Source organism: Parabacteroides sp. KHUB-02, assembly GCF_056640955.1.
Genome location: NZ_JBWQEV010000001.1, coordinates 1103715 through 1126271 on the forward strand (window position 1 = coordinate 1103715; position 22557 = coordinate 1126271).

At 46.9% G+C, this 22557-nt stretch carries 14 protein-coding genes and 3 tRNA genes; 5 read left to right on the forward strand and 12 right to left on the reverse strand.

Going from position 1 to position 22557, the window contains the following annotated elements; genetic code table 11:
• Positions 1-31 precede the first annotated feature (31 nt).
• Entirely contained in the window at positions 32-2275 is a 2244-nt protein-coding gene (locus ACYIA1_RS04775) for a GH92 family glycosyl hydrolase (protein WP_008772411.1), read from the forward strand.
• 93 nt (positions 2276-2368) lie between these two features.
• Here the strand turns inward: ACYIA1_RS04775 and ACYIA1_RS04780 are convergent, their stop codons facing one another.
• Together ACYIA1_RS04780 and ACYIA1_RS04785 are read right to left on the reverse strand one after the other, a co-directional pair.
• Positions 2369-3295, reverse strand: a complete 927-nt coding sequence (locus ACYIA1_RS04780; protein ID WP_005862977.1) for a magnesium transporter CorA family protein — start codon at positions 3293-3295, stop codon at positions 2369-2371.
• Between the two features lie 325 nt (positions 3296-3620).
• Complete coding sequence (locus ACYIA1_RS04785; protein WP_480334547.1) at positions 3621-4808, reverse strand: immunoglobulin-like domain-containing protein; 1188 nt, start codon at positions 4806-4808, stop codon at positions 3621-3623.
• Between the two features lie 90 nt (positions 4809-4898).
• On the opposite strand from ACYIA1_RS04785, the gene dnaB reads away from it, so the two are divergent.
• Complete coding sequence (gene dnaB / locus ACYIA1_RS04790) at positions 4899-6416, forward strand: replicative DNA helicase (protein WP_008772408.1); 1518 nt, start codon at positions 4899-4901, stop codon at positions 6414-6416.
• A gap of 129 nt (positions 6417-6545) precedes the next feature.
• Positions 6546-8543, forward strand: coding sequence for a type I pullulanase (pulA, locus tag ACYIA1_RS04795; protein WP_005862971.1), 1998 nt, complete (start codon positions 6546-6548; stop codon positions 8541-8543).
• 91 nt (positions 8544-8634) lie between these two features.
• Here the strand turns inward: pulA and ACYIA1_RS04800 are convergent, their stop codons facing one another.
• Both ACYIA1_RS04800 and ACYIA1_RS04805 read right to left on the reverse strand, forming a co-directional pair.
• On the reverse strand, positions 8635-9906 hold the full coding sequence (locus tag ACYIA1_RS04800; RefSeq protein ID WP_005862970.1) for a phosphoglycerate kinase: 1272 nt from the start codon (positions 9904-9906) through the stop codon (positions 8635-8637).
• Between the two features lie 97 nt (positions 9907-10003).
• Positions 10004-10465, reverse strand: a complete 462-nt coding sequence (locus ACYIA1_RS04805; protein ID WP_008772406.1) for an alanyl-tRNA editing protein — start codon at positions 10463-10465, stop codon at positions 10004-10006.
• A gap of 100 nt (positions 10466-10565) precedes the next feature.
• Between ACYIA1_RS04805 and ACYIA1_RS04810 the strand changes: the two genes are divergently transcribed.
• On the forward strand, positions 10566-12881 hold the full coding sequence (locus tag ACYIA1_RS04810; RefSeq protein WP_480334550.1) for a sensor histidine kinase: 2316 nt from the start codon (positions 10566-10568) through the stop codon (positions 12879-12881).
• On the opposite strand, the gene nrfA is transcribed toward ACYIA1_RS04810, so the two are convergent.
• The 5 genes from nrfA to ACYIA1_RS04835 all read right to left on the reverse strand — a co-directional run bounded on the left by nrfA (position 12878) and on the right by ACYIA1_RS04835 (position 17152).
• Positions 12878-14476: an ammonia-forming cytochrome c nitrite reductase gene (nrfA, locus tag ACYIA1_RS04815; protein WP_310591990.1), complete on the reverse strand. Its 1599-nt coding sequence runs from the start codon at positions 14474-14476 to the stop codon at positions 12878-12880. The two genes, ACYIA1_RS04810 and nrfA, sit on opposite strands and share 4 nt — an antisense overlap.
• 1 nt (position 14477) lies before the next feature.
• Positions 14478-14551, reverse strand: a tRNA-Arg gene (locus tag ACYIA1_RS04820).
• Between the two features lie 28 nt (positions 14552-14579).
• Positions 14580-14653: transfer RNA gene (locus ACYIA1_RS04825), tRNA-Arg, on the reverse strand.
• 27 nt (positions 14654-14680) lie between these two features.
• A tRNA-Arg gene (locus ACYIA1_RS04830) sits at positions 14681-14757 on the reverse strand.
• A gap of 76 nt (positions 14758-14833) precedes the next feature.
• Positions 14834-17152, reverse strand: coding sequence for a patatin-like phospholipase family protein (locus ACYIA1_RS04835; protein ID WP_057328350.1), 2319 nt, complete (start codon positions 17150-17152; stop codon positions 14834-14836).
• Between the two features lie 112 nt (positions 17153-17264).
• On the opposite strand from ACYIA1_RS04835, the gene ACYIA1_RS04840 reads away from it, so the two are divergent.
• Positions 17265-17588, forward strand: coding sequence for a thioredoxin family protein (locus ACYIA1_RS04840; RefSeq protein WP_005862963.1), 324 nt, complete (start codon positions 17265-17267; stop codon positions 17586-17588).
• Positions 17589-17645: 57 nt separating this feature from the next.
• On the opposite strand, the gene htpG is transcribed toward ACYIA1_RS04840, so the two are convergent.
• The 3 genes from htpG to ACYIA1_RS04855 all read right to left on the reverse strand — a co-directional run bounded on the left by htpG (position 17646) and on the right by ACYIA1_RS04855 (position 22542).
• Positions 17646-19700, reverse strand: a complete 2055-nt coding sequence (gene htpG, locus ACYIA1_RS04845) for a molecular chaperone HtpG (RefSeq protein WP_480334553.1) — start codon at positions 19698-19700, stop codon at positions 17646-17648.
• A 170-nt stretch (positions 19701-19870) separates the two neighbouring features.
• Complete coding sequence (locus tag ACYIA1_RS04850; protein WP_162613635.1) at positions 19871-21475, reverse strand: MFS transporter; 1605 nt, start codon at positions 21473-21475, stop codon at positions 19871-19873.
• A complete protein-coding gene (locus tag ACYIA1_RS04855; protein ID WP_480334556.1) occupies positions 21472-22542 on the reverse strand; it encodes an HlyD family secretion protein in 1071 nt (356 codons plus the stop codon). Before ACYIA1_RS04855 ends, ACYIA1_RS04850 begins: the two co-directional genes overlap by 4 nt.
• Positions 22543-22557 lie beyond the last annotated feature (15 nt).

Consider the following 22557-nt stretch of genomic DNA (forward strand, 5'->3'; position numbering starts at 1 on the left):
AATTAATTATCAACTAAAATACATTTATCAAATGAAGAAACAGTTAATGACCTTCCTGTTGTGTGGCAGTCTGTTCGCTACGGCGCAGCAACCGGTAGATTATGTGAACCCCTTCATCGGTACGAGCAATTACGGTACGACGAATCCCGGTGCGGTTTGTCCGCAGGGTATGATGAGCGTGGTTCCTTTCAACGTCATGGGGTCGGAGAAGAACCGTTTTGACAAGGATAGTCAATGGTGGTCTACTCCTTACTCGGCAGACAATAAATTCTTTACGGGATTCGCCCACGGCAGCTTGAGCGGTGTGGGATGCCCGGAGCTGGGAGGTTTGCTATTGATGCCGACGACGGGCGAGTTGAACGTGGACTATAAGGCTTACGGCAGTGAGTACAAGGACGAGGTGGCTCACCCCGGTTATTATAGCAATACCTTGACCAAGTATAATATCAAGGCGGAGGCTACTGCCAGCATGCGTACGGGCTTGAGCCGTTTTACCTTCCCGAAAGGGGAGAGCCATATCCTCTTGAACCTAGGCGAGGGCTTGACGAACGAGACCGGCGCTACGGTACGTATCGTGAATGATACGGAGATCGAGGGGAGTAAGCTTTTAGGTACGTTCTGCTATAATCCACAGGCCGTATTCCCGGTTTACTTCGTGATGAAGGTAAACAAGGCCCCGAAGAAGATGGGTTATTGGAAGAAACAACGTGAGATGAAGGGGGTAGAGGCCGAATGGGATATCTACTCCGGCAAGTATAAGTTATATACCAGTTATACCCGTGAGATGAGCGGAGACGATGTCGGCGTATGGTTCGATTACGATACGGACGAGGGCGAGGCTATCGAGGTGAAGATGGGTATCTCGTACGTGAGCATCGAGAACGCCCGCCTGAACATGAATACGGAGCAGCCCGGCTTCGATTTCGACAAGGTCCGTACGGCGGCTAGCACGATGTGGAACAAGGATCTTTCCAAGGTACAAGTGGAAGGAGGTACGAAAGACGAGAAAACGATATTCTATACCGGTATGTATCATTTGCTGATCCATCCGAATATCCTGCAAGACGTGAACGGCGAGTACCCGATGATGGAGAGCCTGAAAGTAGGCCATACCACCGGAAACCGTTATACGGTCTTCTCCTTGTGGGATACGTACCGCAACGTAAGTACCCTGATGACCTTGCTCTATCCGGAGCGTCAATTGGATATTATCCGTACGATGCTGGATATGTACCGGGAAAACGGTTGGTTACCGAAATGGGAGCTTTACGGACGTGAGACCTTTACGATGGAGGGCGATCCCTCGATCCCGTATATCGTAGACGCATGGATGCGCGGCTTGCGTGACTTTGATGAGCAAACCGCTTATGAGGCGATGCGTAAAGGCGCTACTACCCCGGGAGAGTTCAACCTGCTTCGTCCGGACGCGAACGATTATTTCAGCAAGGGCTATGTTCCTTTGCGTGAGCAATACGATAACTCCGTATCTCATGCGCTGGAATATTATATCGCCGACTGGAACTTGGCTAATTTCGCTCAAGCCTTGGGTAAGAAAGAGGATGCCAAGTTATTCCGTGACCGTTCTTTAGGTTACAAACATTATTATAGCAAGGAGTTCGGAACGCTGCGTCCTATCTTGCCGGACGGCACTTTCTACTCTCCGTTCGATCCGAAACAAGGCGAGAACTTCGAGCCTAGTCCCGGTTTCCATGAGGGCAACGCATGGAATTATACGTTTTATGTTCCTCACGATATCAAGGGACTGGCCAAATTGATGGGAGGCGATAAGAAATTTGTCGATCATTTGCAGAAGGTATTCGATGACGGCAATTATGATCCCGCCAACGAGCCGGATATCGCTTATCCTTATTTGTTTAGTTATTTCAAGGGAGAGGCTTGGCGTACTCAGAAGTTGGTCCGTCAGTTGTTGAAGGATTGCTATCATAACGCCCCGAACGGTGTCCCGGGTAACGAGGATACAGGCACTATGTCCGCTTGGGCTATTTTCTCCATGATGGGCTTCTATCCGGCTTGTCCGGGCGACGTGAACTATGTATTGACTTCCCCGACTTTCGATAAGGTTACGATCCAGCTCGACAAGAAATTCTATCCTAAAGGCGAATTGGTAATCGAGTCTAAGCATAGTAATCCGGAAGCGATCTACATCAAGGACGTTTTCGCCGGCGATAAAAAGCTAAAGGGCTACACCATCTCGCAAGAGGACTTGGTAAATGCCGGAACCTTGCGTTATATCCTCGAGGATACGCATAAGTAAGCCAAGATAAAGATATACCGAATTTGATATTTACCGGACGCAGATGACACCGACAAGCACGGGTGATCTGCGTCCGGTTTATTTTTTGATATCCTAAAACCATTTGATCTTCCTGAATATAAAAAAGGCCGTAGCGGATAGCAAGATCGAGAGCAAGATGATAACCACGAAACCATGTGGCATATCCTCCATGTAGATCGGGACGTTCATCCCGTAGAAGCTAGCGATTAATGTCGGAACCATTAAGATAATGGAAAGTGATGTCATACGTTTCATGATCGTGTTCACGTTGTTGGAGATGATAGAGGCGAAAGCGTCCATCGTACCCGTAAGAATATCGCTATAGATATTTACCGTGTTATGGGCCTGTTTCAACTCGATCTCCACGTCCTCCACCAAATCCTTGTCGATATATTCCGGCTCTTGGAAAATATTCTGGAGCTTGGCCAGCATCACCTCATTCCCGCGGATGGAGGTGTTGAAGAATACCATGCTCTTCTCCAGCTTCATCAACGCTAGCAGATCCTCGTTGCGGATGCTTTTCTCCAACGCCTTTTCCGCCTCGGTGACGGCGTAATTGATTTGTTTCAGGTATTTAAGGAACCATACGGCCGATGAGTGGATCAGCCGGAGGATCAACTCATACTTGTTTTTAATCTGGAGTTCCTTCCGTTGGGTATAACGGATGAAATCGGGGATCAAGTCCGTCTTATGGTAACATACGCTTACGATGATCTCATTGTTCGTGATGATACCGATCGGCACCGTATTGAACGGGATGTCATGATCTTGGTTCTGCAACGGGATACGTAAGATGGTAAGCAACCAATTCCCCTCGTACTCGATACGGGGACGTTCGTCCGTATCGGCTATATCGCTCAAGAATGATTCGGGTACGTTAAATCGATCCATCAAGAATTGAAGATCTTCGGGAGTCGGGCACTCTACGTTTACCCAACTGTTAGGAAGCCATTGGTTCTTCTCCACATAACCGGCCTCACAATAAAGAAATTGTCTCATTATTGCCTCCTTTCGTGTTTAATCCGAGCAGAGGATCAATGAAACCCTCCACCTCGTTAGTTCATACTCTGTTCTGTTTCTAGCGGGATACTGTCGTCCATAATTTGAAAATTACTTTTTACGGGTACAAAGATAATACTTTTTTACGTAAGTAAAGTTATGTCGCTGTATGCTGACAGCAATATTGTTGCCAGTTTACGTTAGCATAGGCTTACTTCTCTGAGAGTATTGCGATACTTCTGGTAATAGTACTGGAGTACTTTCATGGAAGTACCCGAGTACTGCCTAAGAAGTACTCCAATACTTCTTAGGCAGTACTGGCCATCTATTCAATCCCGCATTTCCCCTCTTCGTTGAAGTAGAAGAAGAGCCCGGTATCTATGCTGACCGGACCATGGATACGGCTTACGGCGGGTTCCCATGCGGGCATCAACCGGAGTACCCGTAAGGCTTCATCGCGGAACTCATCATAGGTTTTCCCCGTATCACGAGGATACAGTATATTCTCGGGTAGGCTTACGGGATTCTGTAACATTCCTAAGGAATCGATCGTGAAGGAGTAGAAGAGTCGTACCTTCGTGCCCGTACCTTTATAAGATTTGGGATAACGCAGGTTCTGTTCGAAGAAACGGGTCATGGCTTCTCTTCCTCCCTTGAACTCGGCCATGGGGCGAGGCTCGTGGAGCCGGCTGGCGAAGCGTGTGTATTCCTCATAATCTTCCGGGTTATCGGATAGGTAGAACGTGGCGGCCAAAGGATAATGGACGATGCCGGCGCCCTGTCCGGTGATGACGGTCTTATGCACCCGGTACAATCCCGGTGGATTTTCCTTGAGCTCAGGCATCAAGGTGGCCGAGAAATCGTCTCTTGTCTGGTTAGGAAAGATCGGATAGCCGAGATCGACGAAGGCGCAGGGTTGCGGGATTCCTTTCCATGCTTTACCATCGAAATGCTCGATGAAGTACGATTCACCTCCCATCCCTTCTAGGTTGGTATGGTTGGTGATGGCGATCTCGATCCGTTCGATGTTGGTTGGGTAGACATTCGGGCTTACTCGCATGGAGAAGTGGGTGGTGTCCTCGCAAAGAGATTCCTCGGGCGACCGGTCGTAAGGGCCTCCGCCGATCCGGATGAGGGGCGAGTCGAATACGTAGGTCTTAAACGCTTTTACATACGGGGTTTCCGCTATGATAAGCTGTAGGAAGACGGAGTCGTCCGTGTTCCAGAGGGAGGTCATGTTTCTGCGGATCTTCCGTAGATGCGGGGGAAGGGTATCGTATTCCTTGCCGAAGAACAATTCTATGCTGTCCCGTATCTGCTTGGCGGTCCATCCTTCCGTGGAAACTGAAGATGCGGCATGGGTATCAATCGGTAACGGTAGGGTATCTTGCCGTGCTATGGATTGGGAGTCGGCTGAGTAGTCGCTACTGTTTTCCCCTTTCTTTTGTTTGGTATGGCAGCCGTATAATAGGCAGCCGCCCATGATAACTAATCCGATAAAATACGCTTTCATGATTCGACAGGTTTTAATTCCTAAATATAAAGAATCTTTTTCAGAAATGGGTAAAAGATATTACCTTTGACTCCCCAAATAGAAAGAATGATGGCAGAAGGAACAAGAAATACAGGAAGAGGAAGGAAAAAGCCTGTGGAGATGCTCCCCGATATGGGGCGTCTTCAGCCACAGGCCCGTGAGTTAGAGGAGGCTGTGTTGGGTGCGTTGATGCTGGAGAAAGACGCGTACTCGATCGTCAGCGAGATCTTGAAGCCGGAGTGTTTCTATGAGAAAGCGCATGAGAAGATTTATGCCGCTATCGTAGACTTGGCGTTGAGCCAGCGTCCCGTGGATATGCTTACCGTAACGGAGCAATTGAAGAAACGGGGAGAATTGGAGGATGTAGGCGGACCGTTTTATATCTCTCAACTTACCAGCAAGGTGGCCAGTAGCGCCCATATCGAGTATCACGCCCGGATCATTGCCCAGAAATATCTGGCGAGGGAGTTGATCTCTTTCACGGCGATGATCCAAGGAAAGGCATTTGATGAGACGCTCGATGTAGAGGACCTGATGCAAGAGGCGGAGGGTAAGTTGTTCGAGATCTCTCAACGTAACGTAAAGAAGGATGTCACCCAGATCAACCCCGTCATCAAGGACGCTATGGAGATGTTGCAAAAGGCGGCCCTCCAGAAGGAAGGTCTGAGCGGATTGCGCACGGGCTTCGAGGGCTTGGATAAGATGACTTCCGGTTGGCAGAATTCCGACCTTATCATTATCGCCGCCCGTCCGGCCATGGGTAAGACGGCCTTCGTCCTTTCCATGGCGAAGAATATGGCGGTGAATTTCAATACGCCTGTCGCCCTGTTCTCGCTCGAGATGAGTAACGTGCAGTTGGTAAACCGTCTGATCGTGAATGTCTGCGAGATACCGGGCGAGAAGATCAAGAGCGGACGCTTGGAGAGCTACGAGTGGGAACAGCTGGACTTTAAGATCAAGGAGCTTTACGACGCCCCGATCTTCGTGGACGATACCCCGAGCTTGTCCGTCTTCGAGCTGCGAACGAAAGCCCGTCGTCTGGTGCGTGAGCATGGCATTAAATGTATCATTATCGACTACCTTCAGTTGATGAACGCTAGCGGTATGAACTTCGGTAGCCGTGAGCAGGAGGTGAGTACGATCTCCCGCTCGTTGAAGGGATTGGCGAAGGAATTGAATATCCCGATTATCGCCTTGTCGCAGTTGAACCGTGGTGTGGAAGCTCGTCAAGGCGTGGAAGGTAAGCGTCCGCAGCTAGCCGACTTGCGTGAGTCCGGAGCTATCGAGCAGGATGCCGATATGGTATGTTTCATCCACCGTCCCGAATATTATAAGATTACGGAAGACGAGCGGGGAAATTCCCTGATCGGCCTCGCCGAGATTATTATCGCCAAGCATCGTAACGGTGCAGTGGGGGATGTCCGGCTGCGCTTTAAGAGCGAGTTCGCCAAGTTTATGAACGTAGAGGAAGATATAGCGGTAAGGGAATTCTCCTCGACCATGAACGGTGGAGACCCGATGCCCCCGATCCCATCGGCGGGAGCTGACTTCTTGAGTCAAGGTAGCAGTAACGAGGTTCCGTTCTAATATAGCATGAATGAGCGAAAGAGGCGAAAACGTTTGCGGTAGATTTTTCGCCTCTTCTTTTCTGTTTCGTTGGCGAATCCGATTCGAAACTTCTATCTTTGTGATTGAAAACAAATTACTGAATCAGCCATGACGAGACACTTAGTTCCGGTATCTATATACCTGTCGCTGTTGCTTAGCTGCAACTCACCGAAAGAATACAAATCCTTTGATGAATACCCTTCCTATGAGGGAGACGATCTGGAGTTGTTCTATTCCCCCACGAAATCCGTGTTCACCCTTTGGGCCCCGACGGCGGAAGAAGTCCGCTTGAATCTTTACGCCTCCGGTGAGGGAGGGGAGCCTATCCGCCAGTTGCCGATGAAATCCTCGGACAAGGGTACGTGGCGTATCTCCGTGAGCGAGGATCTGAAAGGTTCCTTCTATACCTTCCAGATCCGTATCGGCGATAAATGGCTGGATGAGACTCCCGGTATCTGGGCGAAAGCCGTCGGGGTGAATGGAAACCGTGCGGCCGTGATCGATTGGGCGGCTACCGATCCGGAGGGCTGGGAGGCGGATAAATCTCCCGAGTTGAAAAGCTTCTCCGATATTATCATCTACGAGATGCATCATCGGGATTTCTCGATCGCCGCGAACTCCGGCGTGACGCATAAAGGTAAGTTTCTCGCCTTGGCGGAGAACGGCACGAAAGGTCCGGGCGGCGTGGCTACCGGCGTGGATCATCTGAAGGAGTTGGGCGTTACCCATGTCCACATCCTTCCTTCCTATGACTATGGCTCGGTGGACGAGACTCGCTTGCAAGATAATGTGTACAATTGGGGATATGATCCCAAGAACTATAACGCCCCCGAGGGGAGCTATTCCACCGATCCTTACAATCCCGAGGCTCGTATTCGTGAGTTCAAGGAGATGGTGCGGGGGTTGCACCGGAATGGTATCCGTGTGATCATGGACGTGGTTTACAATCATACCTTTGTGGGTGACGGGTCGAATTTCAGCTTGACCGTCCCCGGTTACTTCTACCGTCATAAACCGGACGGAAGCTATTCGGATGCCTCCGGCTGTGGTAATGAGACCGCTTCGGAGCGGGCGATGGTACGCCGCTATATTGTGGAGTCCGTGAAATATTGGGCCGAGGAATACCATGTGGATGGTTTCCGTTTCGACTTGATGGGCATCCATGACGTAGAGACCATGAACGAGGTAAAAGCCGAGTTAACCAAACTAGATCCTTCCATCTTCGTATACGGCGAGGGCTGGACCGCCAGCGATTCCCCGCTACCGGAGGATCAGAGGGCGATCAAGGTAAACGCCCCGAAACTGAATGATGTGGCCGTATTTAGCGATGACCTGCGGGATGCTTTAAAAGGAAGCGTATTCGAGACTACACAGGCCGGTTTCGCCTCCGGAAAGCCGGAAGGTAACGAGGAGTCTATTAAGTTCGGTATCGTAGGCGCTATCCGCCATCCGCAAATCGACTATAACCAAATATTATATTGCAAAGCGCCTTATGCGAACAAGCCTACGCAAGTGATCAACTATGTCTCTTGCCACGATGATCTTTGTTTGATGGATAAGTTGAAGCTCTCGGCCCCGAAAGACGCTACCCCGGATGAGTTGATACGATTCGGCAAGTTGGCCCAGACCATCATCTTCACCTCGCAAGGAGTACCCTTCATGCGGGCAGGAGAGGAGTTGCTGCACGATAAGAAGGGCGTACATAACAGCTATCAATCGCCCGATTCAATCAATGAGATCGACTGGTCTTTGAAGGCAAAAAACAAGGATGTTTTCAACTATTACAAGGATTTGATCGCCCTTCGTAAGTCGCACCCGGCTTTCCGTATCGCCACGGCCGAGGGAGTGAGGGAGGCCCTTCAATTCCAAGAAGTGAACCAGCCCGGTGTCGTAGCGTATACCTTAGGGGAACATGCGAACGGGGATAGTTGGAAGAAGATTATGGTTATCTTTAACGGGAACCGGAAGGCGGTAACGGTTTCTCTGCCGGAAGGAACATGGGTTCCGGTTTGTAAAGACGGTCGGATTTATCTGGACGGTAAAGGTTCCGTACAGGGTAAAACTACCGTAAGCGCCTCTTCCGCCTTGATCTTGAAACAAGATTAATACGGAACTAAATCAAAGAAAATCCCCCGGGACATCTCGATGAATACCGAGCGTCCCGGGGGATTTCTTATTAAATCACTTACTTATCTGATTATTTGTAAGCCTCGCCTTTTACAGCTGCGATACCCGGAAGAACCTTACCTTCTATAGCCTCAAGAAGAGCGCCACCACCTGTAGAAACGTAAGATACGCCGTTAGCCAAACCGAATTTGTTAACGCAAGCAACAGAGTCGCCACCACCTACTAAAGAGAAAGCGCCGTTCTTCGTAGCCTCAACGATAGCCTCGCCAACCGTACGAGATCCGTGCGTAAAGTTCTCGAACTCGAATACACCCGTAGGACCGTTCCAAAGGATCGTCTTAGAGTTCTTGATAACGTCAGCGTAGATAGCCTCGGTCTTCGGACCTATGTCAAGACCTTCCCAACCATCAGGAATCTGATCTACCGGAGCGAAATCAGTCTTAGCGTCGTTGCTGAAATCGTCAGCGATCTTAGCGTCAACAGCCAATACCAAGTTTACGCCTTTTTCTTTCGCTTTCTTGATCAAATCAAGAGCAAGATCCAGCTTATCGTCCTCGCAGATAGACTTACCGATCTTACCGCCTTGCGCTTTCGTGAAAGTATAAGTCATACCACCCGTGATGATCAAGTTGTCTACCTTGTTCAACAAGTTCTCGATGATCTCGATCTTGGAGGAAACCTTAGAACCACCCATGATAGCGGTGAACGGACGTTGGATGTCGTTCATAACCTTATCGACAGCCTTCACTTCTTTTTCCATCAAATAACCGAACATCTTGTTGTCCGTATCGAAGTAGTCAGCGATCAAAGCCGTAGAAGCGTGAGCACGGTGAGCGGTACCGAACGCGTCGTTTACATAGCAGTCAGCGTAAGAGGCCAATCTCTTCGTGAACTCTTTCTGGCTTTCTTTAACGGCTTTCTTGGCAGCCTTCTTCTCCTCGTCAGAAGCGTCTTCAGCCAAACCTCTTGGTTTGCCTTCTTCCTCAGCGTAGAAACGAAGGTTCTCAAGCAACAAAGCTTCGCCCGGTTGCAAAGCGGCAGCCTTAGCGCCGGCTTCTTCGCCAATACAGTCGTTTGCAAACTGAACATCTACGCCTAACAACTCAGAAAGGTGCTTCAATATGTGCTTTAAGGAGAACTTATCAGTAGCGCCTTTCGGACGACCTAGGTGAGAACCGATAATTACGCTACCACCATCCGCTAAGATCTTCTTTAATGTAGGAAGAGCGGCACGCATACGAGTGTCGTCGGTGATGTTGAAGTTTTCGTCCAATGGAACGTTAAAGTCAACTCTTACAAATGCCTTTTTGCCGGCAAAATTGAAATTGTCAATTGTTTGCATAACTATTGTATTTAATGTCTGTATTAAAATGTTCCTTTAATCGCTTGCAAACTTACATAAAATATTTTTATTTGACCGTTTGCGCTTGCTTTAAATTTTATACCAATTTGAAACGTAGCCGTAATCTCCCGTCGGCATAGTCGTAATTCAACAGCTTGAAATGTCCGATCTCGGATGTATTCGCCACGTGCGATCCGATACATGCGCAGGCATCGTAATCGCCTATGCGTACGATACGTAATGTATCGCTGGCATCGTCGGGCAATTTACTTAAATCCACGATATCTCCGGCCTCTTCTTTCGGCATGAACTCGATGGTTACGGGCAGGTGCCGGTCGATCACCTCGTTTATCTTCTTCTCAACCTCGGCCATGACCTCCGCGCTGGGCTCTTCCGCCAATAGATAATCGCATTTAGACTTCTTCCTCTCTATGTGCGCGTTCTTGGATCTGGGACATCCGAACATCCGTACCATTGTCTGGTTTAAGATATGTTCCGCCGTGTGCATAGGAGGATACTCTTGCTTGTTGTGTTCGTTCAGTTGGATTTCTTGTTTCATATATTTGATGTTTTGATTGTATTTCGTGAAAAATATGCTCAAATGTACGAAATAAATCTTTAGTTTTGTAAAGTCATAGAAAACACCTTAAAGGAACGATATGCCAGCTAAGCGCTTATTTGGAATAATATCCATCATATTTCTCTTTGTTACCTGTATATCATGTAAATCCTCTACAGACTTATCGGAGGAGAAGCGTATACTCGTGATTCAATCTTACGAAAAACATTTTCCCGCCTATGAGAAGATGAAGGAAATCATGTCGAGTGATTTGCGGAAGAAGGGGATACATGCGAGTGTCTATTCTTTTTATTTGGATTGTGAGCAATATTCGGAGAAGCAACAGCGACAGAAATTATTCAAGAAACTGAATGAGTTATCGACATGGACCCCGGATATTATTCTGGTCAATGACGATCAAGCCTTGAACGCTTTGATAAGTAGCAGGCATCCCCTCGCTAAATCGATCCCGGTCGTGTTTATGGGGGTTAGTTATCCCAATATCCCGATCATCCGGAAATATCCGAATATGATGGGCTTTTATGATAAACCGGATTATAAGAGGAATATAGAATTGATACGGCGGCTTGTTGGTAATTGCATCGTCATAAGAGTCTCGGACGATACCTTTCAGGATAATATGATGCTGGCGGACATGAATGCGCAGATTCAGGATATTTGTGCCGTGAACAATATATATTCCTTGGATCGGGTACGTTTATCCGGAAAGAACGGGATTTCGATATCGGATATACCTAAGATAAAGCCGGATACGATGTATATAAGCACACTCAGTACGAAATCGGCGAATGCCCTGATTAAGGGATTTGGCGAGAATTATTATAATAAAGCGTATCTGGCAACCAAGAGGGATTATATGACAATCTCGTTGGGGCGGCTCAGCGCCTTTCCATGTTTTTCCGTGATCAATGAGTTGATCGGTAATCAGAATGGCGTAGTTGGCGGGTATGTCACTGTCTTTAAGGATGAGGTAGAGGCAGCTGTAAACCGGGTCGTCTCTATCTTGAAAGGAACGCCCCTGTCCGATTTTCCGCAAATCGAAGAGAGTAACAAGGCTTATGTTTTTGATTACGGTGTGTTAGAACGATGGAGCATTGATAGTAGTAAATTGCCGGAAGGAGCTATTATCGCGAATATGCCGTTTGTCGTTCAATATAAATATTATATATGGGCTGCCGGCTTTATTCTGGTGGTGATGTTGCTTCTGCTTTTTAGTTACCAAAGAAAGCGATATATACAGGAGGCTTTACATAAGAAGGATGCGCAGGAGAAGTTAAAAAGGGAGAAGACTTTTCTTTCTTTTGCGTTGGATAGCGGCAACATTTTCGCTTTTCGGTATAGCAAAGGGGTATTCGAGTTTGATAATAGATTCTACCATTACTTAGGTATGCCCTGTGTGCCGATGAAAATCGAGGAGTTTCAGGATGCTATACATCCTGAAGAACTGGATAATTTCCTTCGAGACCGGAATCTGCTGGATAGTGGCTTTCTTTCCCGGAAAGTGACGCAACGTCGTTGTAACTTTAATAAGAAGGGGTATGAGTGGTGGGAATTTCGCTATGCCCAAAATAAGAATGAGAAAGATTCGGTTTCCGATGACGAAGCTGTTGAGGTAAGTGGCTTATGCTTGAATATCCAGCGGATAAAAGACACGGAGAATAGCCTTATAGCCGCCCGCCGGAAAGCGGAGGAATCCGATCGGATGAAATTAGTCTTTCTGGCGAATATGAGCCATGAGATACGTACGCCTCTGAATGCGATCGTAGGCTTCTCCCAATTGCTCAATTCGGATATGCCTTTGGAACCGGAGGAAAAGGCGGAGTTTATAGATCTGATTACCAAAAACAGTGACCTGTTGCTTAAGCTGATCAACGATATCTTGGATCTATCACGCATAGAATCCGGTAGCATGTCTTTCTCTTATGAGAACCTCGATCTGAGTAAACTGATGGGAGATATCTTCCATACGCATCAATTGATGATGCCGGAGGGAGTGGAGTTAAAGATAAGGGTTCCCCATGAACCTCTTATCATCCGTTCGGATCATTTCCGGTTGACGCAGGTTTGTACCAATTTCATTAATAATGCGGTGAAGTTTACCGCTAAGGGATATATCGAGATCGGATACGAACTTAGCGCAGATGGAAAATCGATCCTTATTTCCGTGAAAGATACGGGTAAGGGCATTCCTGATGATAAAAAGGAAAAGGTATTCGAGCGTTTCCAGAAACTGGATGAGTTTGCTCAAGGTACAGGCTTGGGGTTAGCGATCTGCCAGAGTATCGTTCATACGTTTCATGGAAGCATATCGTTGGAATCCGAGGTTGGCGTAGGTAGTAAGTTTACGATCTCGCTACCTTATACCCCGGGATTGGAGCTGGAGGAAAGAACTTAATTACCTTCGATGAATCGTTTATTGGCCCTCGCTTCTTCCTGCCATTGGGGGATGACGGTTTCTAAAAACTTTTGTTTGGCCTGTTGCTCGGCTTCCATATCGAGGCCGATATATTGCTGGGCTTTCGCTTTTGTGGAGATATCCGGCATCGGAACATCTTGGGTATAGCCTAGCTGCGCTAAGACCTTCATGATCTGGATGCGGGCTTGGGTAGCCTTATCGAGTCCGCTGCCCAAGATACGTGTGACTTCTTGGGGCGCGTGGAAAGCCGCCCCATGTGAGGCCACGGCGAAGTCCCAACGCCATTGTGCCTGCCGGAGCAGTTTTAATACGTTTTTCATTTGAGATTCCGTAGCGCCTTTGTCCCAAGCGAATTTCGCTTCTATATGGGCTTTTGTCAATTCTTCCTCTACACGCATGCGTATGGCGTAGACTTTGTTTTGCCGTTCATAAACATCCTTGCGTAAGGTCTCCTCACTTTCCCGGTGGCAGGCTTGGCAAGTACGGTCTATCATCGCCAACGGGCTTTTGATATGATGGTTGTTGTACCGGTTCTCATCTTCCCCGACAGCAGGCATATGGCATTCTCCGCAGGAAACGCCTCTTTGCCCGTGAATGCCCATCTGGAATAACTCGAAATCCGGATGTTGCGCCTTTATCAAATGTGCCCGGCTTAATTTATGGGTGAAATCGGTGAAGTTTATGCTATCGTAATAGGCTTCTATATTTTCTACCGTATAACCTTGATCCCAAGGTAAGGTTAGTATACGATCTTCTCCTTGGAAATAATATTCGGCGTGGCATTGGGCGCATACTAGAGATCGCATCTCTTGCTCGGTTGCGTCCTCTATACGTAATCCGTTGCGCTTATAGGCACTTTTCAAGAATGAGCGGGTCACGCGCAATCCCATGCTTTGCGGTTCATGGCAGTCTGCGCATCCGATTGGATTTACGATCTCGTTGCCTAGCTCCGCCCATTTCTTCTTATATAAGGTCTTGGCATCGGTGGTCGTTAATAAGCGGGGTATGTCCGGACTTTTACATGCCCAGCATGCGGCAGGCTGGGGGCCACTCGTCGGGGTCATAGGAGCGCCGGTCCGCAGGCTTTTGTATAGATCTTCTATGGAATACATATGCCCTCTGGGACTTAGATAATCTTTGGAGAAAGCGTATCCTGCCCATAATACCACCATTCCGGGATGTTCGGCCAAGATATCAGCTTGTTGGTTCCCATTAAACAAACTGCGGAAAGTCGTGTCCGAGGTTTGTTTCCAACTTTGGTACTCATTGGAATAACGAAGGTCTATAGAGTCGCTGTTTTGTTGATCTATTGGCTGATCATCGGTATCGTCGATGAATTTGATGCTATCTTGTCCGGTAACAGTGGTACGTAAGATCACTAATACGATAATGACGATTAGACTTATGGCTATAGAAGTTTTATAGTGTGCTTTCAAGTGTTTACCTTTTATCTTAAATAAAATATTCTTTGTATTAACTGCGAATATATGAATAATAATGATACGACCGGTAGAAATTGAAAAAATCCTTATTTCATTGCTTCCGAAGACGCTGGATGAAATAAGGATTCTCAAGTGACTCGCATAGGATTCAAACCTATAACCTTCTGATCCGTAGTCAGATGCTCTATTCAGTTGAGCTAGCGAGCCAATCTATAAATGAATTTGAATATTCAAGTGACTCCTAAAGGATTCAAACCTTTAACCTTCTGATCCGTAGTCAGATGCTCTATTCAGTTGAGCTAAGGAGCCAAGATATATTCTATTGCTATCTTCGAATGGTGACCGCGACAGGATTCAAACCTGTAACCGGCTGATCCGTAGTCAGCTACTCTATTCAGTTGAGCTACGCGGCCATTGTTTCGTGATTGCGAGTGCAAAGGTACGTTTTTGTTTTAAATATGCAAACGTTTCGACTACTTTTTTGCGAATTTAATCTAACATTTTTGGATTGAAGATCAGATAACCAATGTTTAAGCCAAAGTTGAAATTCTCCTTCGGATAACTGTATCCGTTGGCGTACAGACTTATACATAAAAATGGCAATTGCAATACGACCGCCGCTTCACCCATATAATTAAACGAGTGCAAAAACTTACCATAATGCGGGATTCCGACATACGGGTTGTTTTCCGGCACCGTCTTTTGTATTTCATAGAGCGGAGCGAAGCCATACATATCCAACCGGAAGTGCAGAAGCTTGCTTAACTTCAAGATCGGGGAAAGCCCGAAAGCCACATATTGGTTCGCCCGGAACGCCTCGTTGAATACAATCTCGCTATGGGGTGTCGGGGTAAACGCCGGGGCCTGTAATACGCTAGCCGTATAGTTATTCATGAGGTTCTTGCTGGATATGACCATTTCCGCCAAATAACCTAAGTTGAAACGGTTGCTCAGCGTCTGGTATTGGTTCCAGCGCCCTTTCAGTTGCAGCCAGCTATGCACTTTGCGACCAATCGGGGCTTCCGTCGTGGCGGAAGTGGGGGATGGAGTGTACTTCTCCGTACCGGTTACGTATTGGGCGATTAGGAATTGCTGTTTTCCGCTTATCGGGTATTGTTTGGCGTTGAGTGAGTTTTGCTCGATACTTAACGAACCGCTGAATAAATCGTACCAGCTATGGTCGAAAGAGGCGTTCGGGAAAGGTATCGTGGTGCTCTGCAAATAGAAATCGTTCAACCGTCCGTAGGCGAACCCGATCTCCGCTTTCGCGTGGTTGAGGAAGGGGAAGCCTAATTTTAGTTTCATGTACAGTTCTTTCTGCTTAATCATGGCGGGCACTATATCCTCATAAAAGAGGGATTGGCTTTCCGTATATTTCTTGTCCGAGAAGACTCCTTGCCAATTTAAATAAGTGGGGATTTGCGTTTGCAGGTACATCCGGCCACTCAACATGACACCACTAAAGGAGTTACCCACTTGAAAGTTCGAGTTTACGTCGGCGGCGAACCGTCCCAGATATTGATACCCCAATCCTAGGTATAATTGATTCGCTTGATGAGACGATACGTTTCCACCGAAGCCAACCGTGATCTCTTCTTTCATCTTCACGTCCAGATAAAGATCGAATTTCTTCTCTTTCCGGTTATAAACGGCATGCGGCATGATTTCCCTAATCTTGGAATAGGTCAGCATCTTGAAATAAGCCCGCTTGAACTCTTCCATGGAGAACTCGTTATTGATATCCCTGTGTAATTGGGCCTCTATGTATTTACGCTGGGCCTCGGATACGCCCGTCACGTAAATATTGCGGAAGATCAGCGGGGGAAGGTTCTCTTTATAGGCTTTTCTTCTTTCGGTAACCTCATTTAAAGGCACTTCCCGGGGAACCCGTTGCTTGATGGAGTCGATCATGGAAAGGGTACGTTTATACCCGATGTCCATAAGCTCCTTGCCTTTCTGGAAATCCAATAAGGAGACGGTGGGAAAACTGAATTTAATCATCATGCCATCTTCCTCCGGTACCTCGTAATCGGTCTTTTGCATGATCATGGTCTCGATCTGGTTATAAGGATTCTCCGAAGGCTTTTTATTCCCTCCCGATACCGTCGATCCGAAAATGAAATCCGGGTGGAACGCATCTTTCATCGGGCCTACCGGGAAATTATCGTAGATACCTCCATCGAATAAAGGAATACTGTCTTTCCATATGGGCTGGAAGAAAAACGGGAAAGTCATGGAGGCACGTACGGCGTCTCCCAGATCCCCATTCTTAAAGATGATCGGCTTTTTAGTATATATATCCGAGGCCACGCAACGGAAAGGGACAAACAGGTTGTCGAAATTCCACCCCGCCTTTGCCGTCGCCTGCGAGAACAAGGCCATGAACGCCTGATTCATCTGTATGGGATTGATCAAGCTTTGCGGTAAGAAGCTAGCCTTGATCTGTAGGGAATCGGACATATCGATGGAGAAATGCGCGAATTCCGGGGTCGGGTAAGGCTCCTTGAAATAATAGGTATATTGCTCCTCCACCGTACCTGTTTGCCAATAGGCGAACTCCTTGGAAAGCATCAGCTCCAGCATCTCCTCGGGGGAATACCCCATGGCGTATAAACTACCGATAATCGCCCCGATGGAGGTACCGGTAATGTAATCGATCGGTATATTATTTTCTTCCAGCGCCTTGATCACTCCGATATGTGCCGCTCCTTTGGCACCGCCGCCACTGAGTACCAACCCTACTTTCTGGGCGGAAACAATCTGAATGGCAGCAAGGAATAAGGCTATGATAACGGTTATTTTCCTCATATGAACCCAATCTGTTTTTCTTCTCCAAATGTAAGAAGTATTTCTTTAGAAACATAAACATTTTGTTTTTTCGTATTGTTGAGTTATCAATACAATTAAAACAGATGATGTTATGAAAGAGAAAGAATTGAATAGGGAAGAGCGGAATAAGACCGTTATGGAGACCGGTGCTTTGGTCATGGCTGAGTTTTATGCGGATTGGTGCCCTCATTGCCAGAAAATGATGCCGATCGTGAAGGAGTTCAAGGAATTGGAGAAAGGAAAATTAGAAGTGGTACAAATCAATATCGAGGAGGAGAGCGCTCTTGCCGATTTGTATACGGTGGAATCGATTCCTACTTTTATCCTGCTACGGAAAGGGGAGGCTTTGTGGAGACAATCCGGCGAGATGAGCTTGGATAGGTTGCGGAAAGTGGTCGAGGATGTCGTGGGCTGAAACTAAAAAAACCGTTCCCCCGAGAAGGAACGGTTTTTTATATATGTGAGGATTGGTTTATCCGATCAGTTCTACGCTACGTTTGATGAATTGGCTTAAGGCCTCTCCCTTCAGCATACCGTTTCCTAACAAAGCAAGGTCGATCAACTGACTAACTGTCTTGTTCGTACCGGCGTACTCGGCCAGAACTTGGTTGCGTTGCTCACGAAGCTCATCCAGCTTATGGTTGGTGTTGGTCATATCCTCTTTCTCTTGCGCCGTGATCTCATCTTCTTTCTTTTTGCTTTGAGCCTCACGTAAGTCGGCTTGACGAGCCTCCCATCCTTTGATATCGCTAAGGATCGGTTTTAACTTCTCGTCGCAAGCTTGCTCCTCTTCTGTTAATACTTTCTTGATCAACGGATGATCCGTATTCAATACGAAGTTGAAGCTATCCGGCATCTCGCCATAGAAAGACATACCCGGTTGCATAGCGGACATCTCACGCATTCTTCGCATATACTCGCTTTGTGTCAACATGACAGGGTTCGCGTTTTCGCCCAATGCCTCGAATGTTACGTAGAACTCGGTCTTGTTCAATTTCGGCATCTGACTCTTGAATATTTCCTGCATGGCCGTTTTCTGCTCCTCGCTCAAGGTTACCTTATTCGAGTCTTCCTTGCGGATCAGGTTATCGATCGTATCGCTATCCACACGAACGAAGCGGCTCTTCTCGAACTTCTGCTCCAATTGTCCGATCAAGTGTACATCCAATTGTCCGTCCATTTCCAAGACGCTGTAACCTTTGTCCTTTGCGGCTTGTATATAGCTGTATTGCTCGTCTTTATTGGTCGTATACAGATAGATTAAGTTACCCTCTTTGTCTGTTTGGTTGTCCTTGATCAAGTTCTTGTATTCCTCGAAAGTGAAGTATTTGCCCTCGACGTCCTTGAATAAGGCGAACTTAGCCGCACGGTCGTAGAACTTCTCATCAGTCAACATACCGTATTGGATGAATAGTTTCAAGCTATCCCATTTCTCCTCGAACTGCGGACGGTCGTTCTTGAAGATCTCTTCCAAGCGGTCTGCCACCTTCTTCGTGATGTGGTTGGAGATCTTCTTCACGTTCTGATCGCTTTGCAAATAGGAACGGGATACGTTCAACGGAATATCCGGTGAATCCAATACACCATGTAATAATGTCAAGAACTCAGGAACGATACCCTCTACGGAATCCGTAACGAATACTTGGTTGCAATATAACTGTATCTTGTTACGATGCAAGTCGATGTTGCTCTTGATGCGAGGGAAATATAAGATACCGGTCAAGTTGAACGGATAGTCTACGTTTAAGTGAATCCAGAACAACGGCTCATCCGTCATAGGATATAAGTCACGATAGAACTTCTTGTAATCCTCGTCGGTCATATCGGCCGGTTTGCGAACCCATGCCGGTTTGGTGTCGTTGATTACGTTATCTTCGTCTGTATCTACATATTTACCATCTTTCCACTCTTGCTTCTTGCCGAATGCGATAGGAACCGGTAAGAAACGGCAGTATTTTGTCAACAAGCCATTGATCTTGTCCTTGTTCAAGAAATCTTTATTCTCGTCGTCTATATACAGGATGATATCGGTACCACGATCCTCTTTCGTCGTTTCCTCCAAGGAGTATTCCGGCGTACCGTCGCAGCTCCATTTCATGGGAACAGCGCCTTCTTTGTACGATTTCGTCACAATCTCTACTTTCTTGGAAACCATGAAAGAGGAGTAGAAACCAAGACCGAAGTGACCGATGATAGAAGCGGCGTCGTTCTTGTATTTCTCAACGAACTCCTCGGCGCCGGAGAAAGCGATCTGGTTGATGTACTTATCGATCTCCTCGGCCGTCATACCGATACCCCGGTCAGAGATCGTGATCGTTTTGTCATCGAACTTAACCTGTACGGTCAAATCGCCGAGTTCGCCTTTAAACTCGCCTACGGAAGAAAGCGTTTTTAACTTCTGGGTAGCGTCTACCGCATTAGAAACAAGTTCACGAAGGAAGATTTCGTGATCACTGTATAAGAACTTCTTGATAATCGGAAAGATGTTTTCCGATGTTACTCCGATGTTACCTTGTTTACTGCTCATAGTCTGAATATCTTATTATTTTTATTGTTATTTTGTGCGTATTCCTGATCCTGATCATTCTCAAGATCCGCCTATTCCTATACAAAACGAATGCCAAAATGTTTCGGATAAACTATAAATGACAAAAAGGCAGATGCCGGCTGATAGATTTGCAGCCGGGCATAGTTTGATCAAACCATATCATCTCCTGTCTTGGCGAATGTAACACGGATGGTTTTATGGAATGGGATAAAACGGGATACGATCGCTATGAATAAGGAGATGACTAATAAATACCCCAGTATCTCTTTTAACGCCAATAATAAGCTTTGTTGCTGTAACGTATTATAGAGTGTATTGGTAGCCATTTGCGCTGCCTCGTCGTAGGGATGCCCTTGGGTCAAGGCGTTGCCAAGCGCCTGATTATAGCGTGAGGCGGCTAGAGGATCGGCCAGCGTAACGGTTTCTGATAAGGAATACATATATTTTTGTTCCAAGCGATATAGTATATTACTGTAAAAAGAAGTCGCCATGATAGGGGATAGTACCGAACGGAAAATGATGAGAAAGAAAGCGTTTGACAATAAATATTTAGGATTTAAATCTTCCACGGCAAATAAGGCAAAAGCTATGATAAGAATCATCATGCCCAATCCCCTGAGGAATATAGGAAAGTAGAGCATCTCGTATCTGCTATCCGGTGAGATCCCGAAATAAAGGCTCCCGAAGAACAGGACGAAACAACTCATTCCTCCCGCTATCAAGAAACGAAACCGCCAACGTTGCCACCGGAACCACCAAAAACAGATGAACGCCCCCAAGACATATCCCGGAAGCAAATAAGTATAAAGGGAATAGGTATGGGTGCTGTCTACCTTTAAGATACTGGTCAGGTAGCTGGTCAACAAGGTAGTCGAAGTACTGAAAAACATGACAAGCATCATATAGAAATAACCGATAATGGCTTTCGGTTGGTATAAAGGCGCCAGATTCACGTACGGACGTTCCGAATGATATTGATACCAAATAAATAAAGCGATCAATATCGGGGCGATCATGATATAAAGGCAAATCTTGGGGGATGCCATCCAGTCGAGTACTTTCCCGTAATTAATGACATACATAAGCATTAACAATCCGGTGGATATGATGAACATTTCCCGGATGTGTAGATCGGCCAAGGGGATGGACTTGATCGGCCGGTTATGGCGGAAGCAGATGATTACCACTAGTATGGCCAATAAGATCATCAGCATCATGAAATAATACATATATTTCCAGTCATAATGGTAGGCTAACTGTGCGGTAACAAGCATGGACGCTTGTCCCCCTCCGAAAACAAAAGGATAGAAGTAGGAATAGAATTGGCTACGTATATTTTTAGGGCTGAATATCTTTTGTGCGTACCGGATAAACCACAGCATGAGAAACCCTTTCAGGAAACCAATCGCGAAACTACAGACGATCAATATGTCGGCGTTCTGGGAGCGGGCACAGATCCAGCTTAAGAAGAACTGGGCGACTAAATCCGCTAACAATAAGAATTTTATAGAGAAGGCTTCTAATATCTTCGGAATAATCGGATAGGATACCGCCATTCCCGCCGCTGCCGCGTAATATCCCATGGTTATATCCTCGGTGTTCGTGCCTAGCGTGTTTGATACCTCCAGCATACTGCCGGTGTACGAACCGTTTAGCATCGTAACCGGAAGGATAACGATGAAGATGCAAATCAATCCTAACCAGTCCGGCACCCATTGGCGGATCGGTGCCCCAAGCTCTTTCATCGTGATCATTTGCGTAAGGCTTCTGTTTCAACCATCATGCCTGCTTTTAAGTATTGCGTATCTTCTTGCGATAGATTTTCCAAGTCTATCCGTACCGGGATACGTTGTTGTACCTTGACGAAGTTTCCGGCGGAATTGTCGGTCGGGACCAATGAGTATTTGGAGCCTGTGGCGTCGGAGATTGCGGTTACCTCCCCGTTGAATATCTTTCCCGGCAACGCGTCTACCTTGATACGTACTTTTTGCCCGATATAGATGTGGGGGATCTGGGTCTCCTTGTAATTGGCCGTGATCCATTTGTCTTTATCTCGTACGAGGTAGGATATCGTTTGTCCGGCTTGCACGTATTGTCCGGGCTCTAAGGTCCGTCTGCCTACATGACCGTCGTAAGGGGCGGTTATAACGGTATAGGAAAGGTTTAACCTCGCTAAATCCAGATCCGCTTCTTTTCGTAAGATCGCCGCCTCGGCTCCTGTTGTCTTCTTGCTGGTTTCGGTGAATTGGGAGAAAGCGGCTTTCTTTTGTTCCACCAACGCCTGATATCGGGCTTGCGCCGCCTCGAAAGCGGCTTTGGATTGCTCGTATTGTTGCTCGGGGACCGATTCTTCTTTCAGCAGCCGCTCAAATCGGTGATAATCCTGTTCCAGTTGCCAAAGCTTGGCTTTAGCCTCGGCGATGTTGGCGTCTTGTACGGCGATGTTCGTATGGGAGGTCTCGATACCGGAACGAAGTACGTCTTGTGATCCTTGGGCATCGATCAACGCGGCCTCTGCCTCTTTTACCTTGATCCGATATTCCCGATCGTCCAGTATGAGAAGTGTGTCCCCTTGGTGAACGTACTGGTGTTCCTTGAAACGGACCTCTTTTATGTAGCCGGAGGCACGTATATTTAGTGGGGCGATATATTGGTCCACAAAGGCATCGTTTGTCACCTCATAATTGATGTAACGCCAGAAATAATTGGCTGTCCACCAAATGCCGGAACCGGCTAAAAGGATACATATGGAGTTTAATACTATATTCCGTGTCCTTACTTTCTTTAGTCTTTGATGTTTCTCTTTTAATTCGTTTGCCATAGTCGTTGTTTCTTT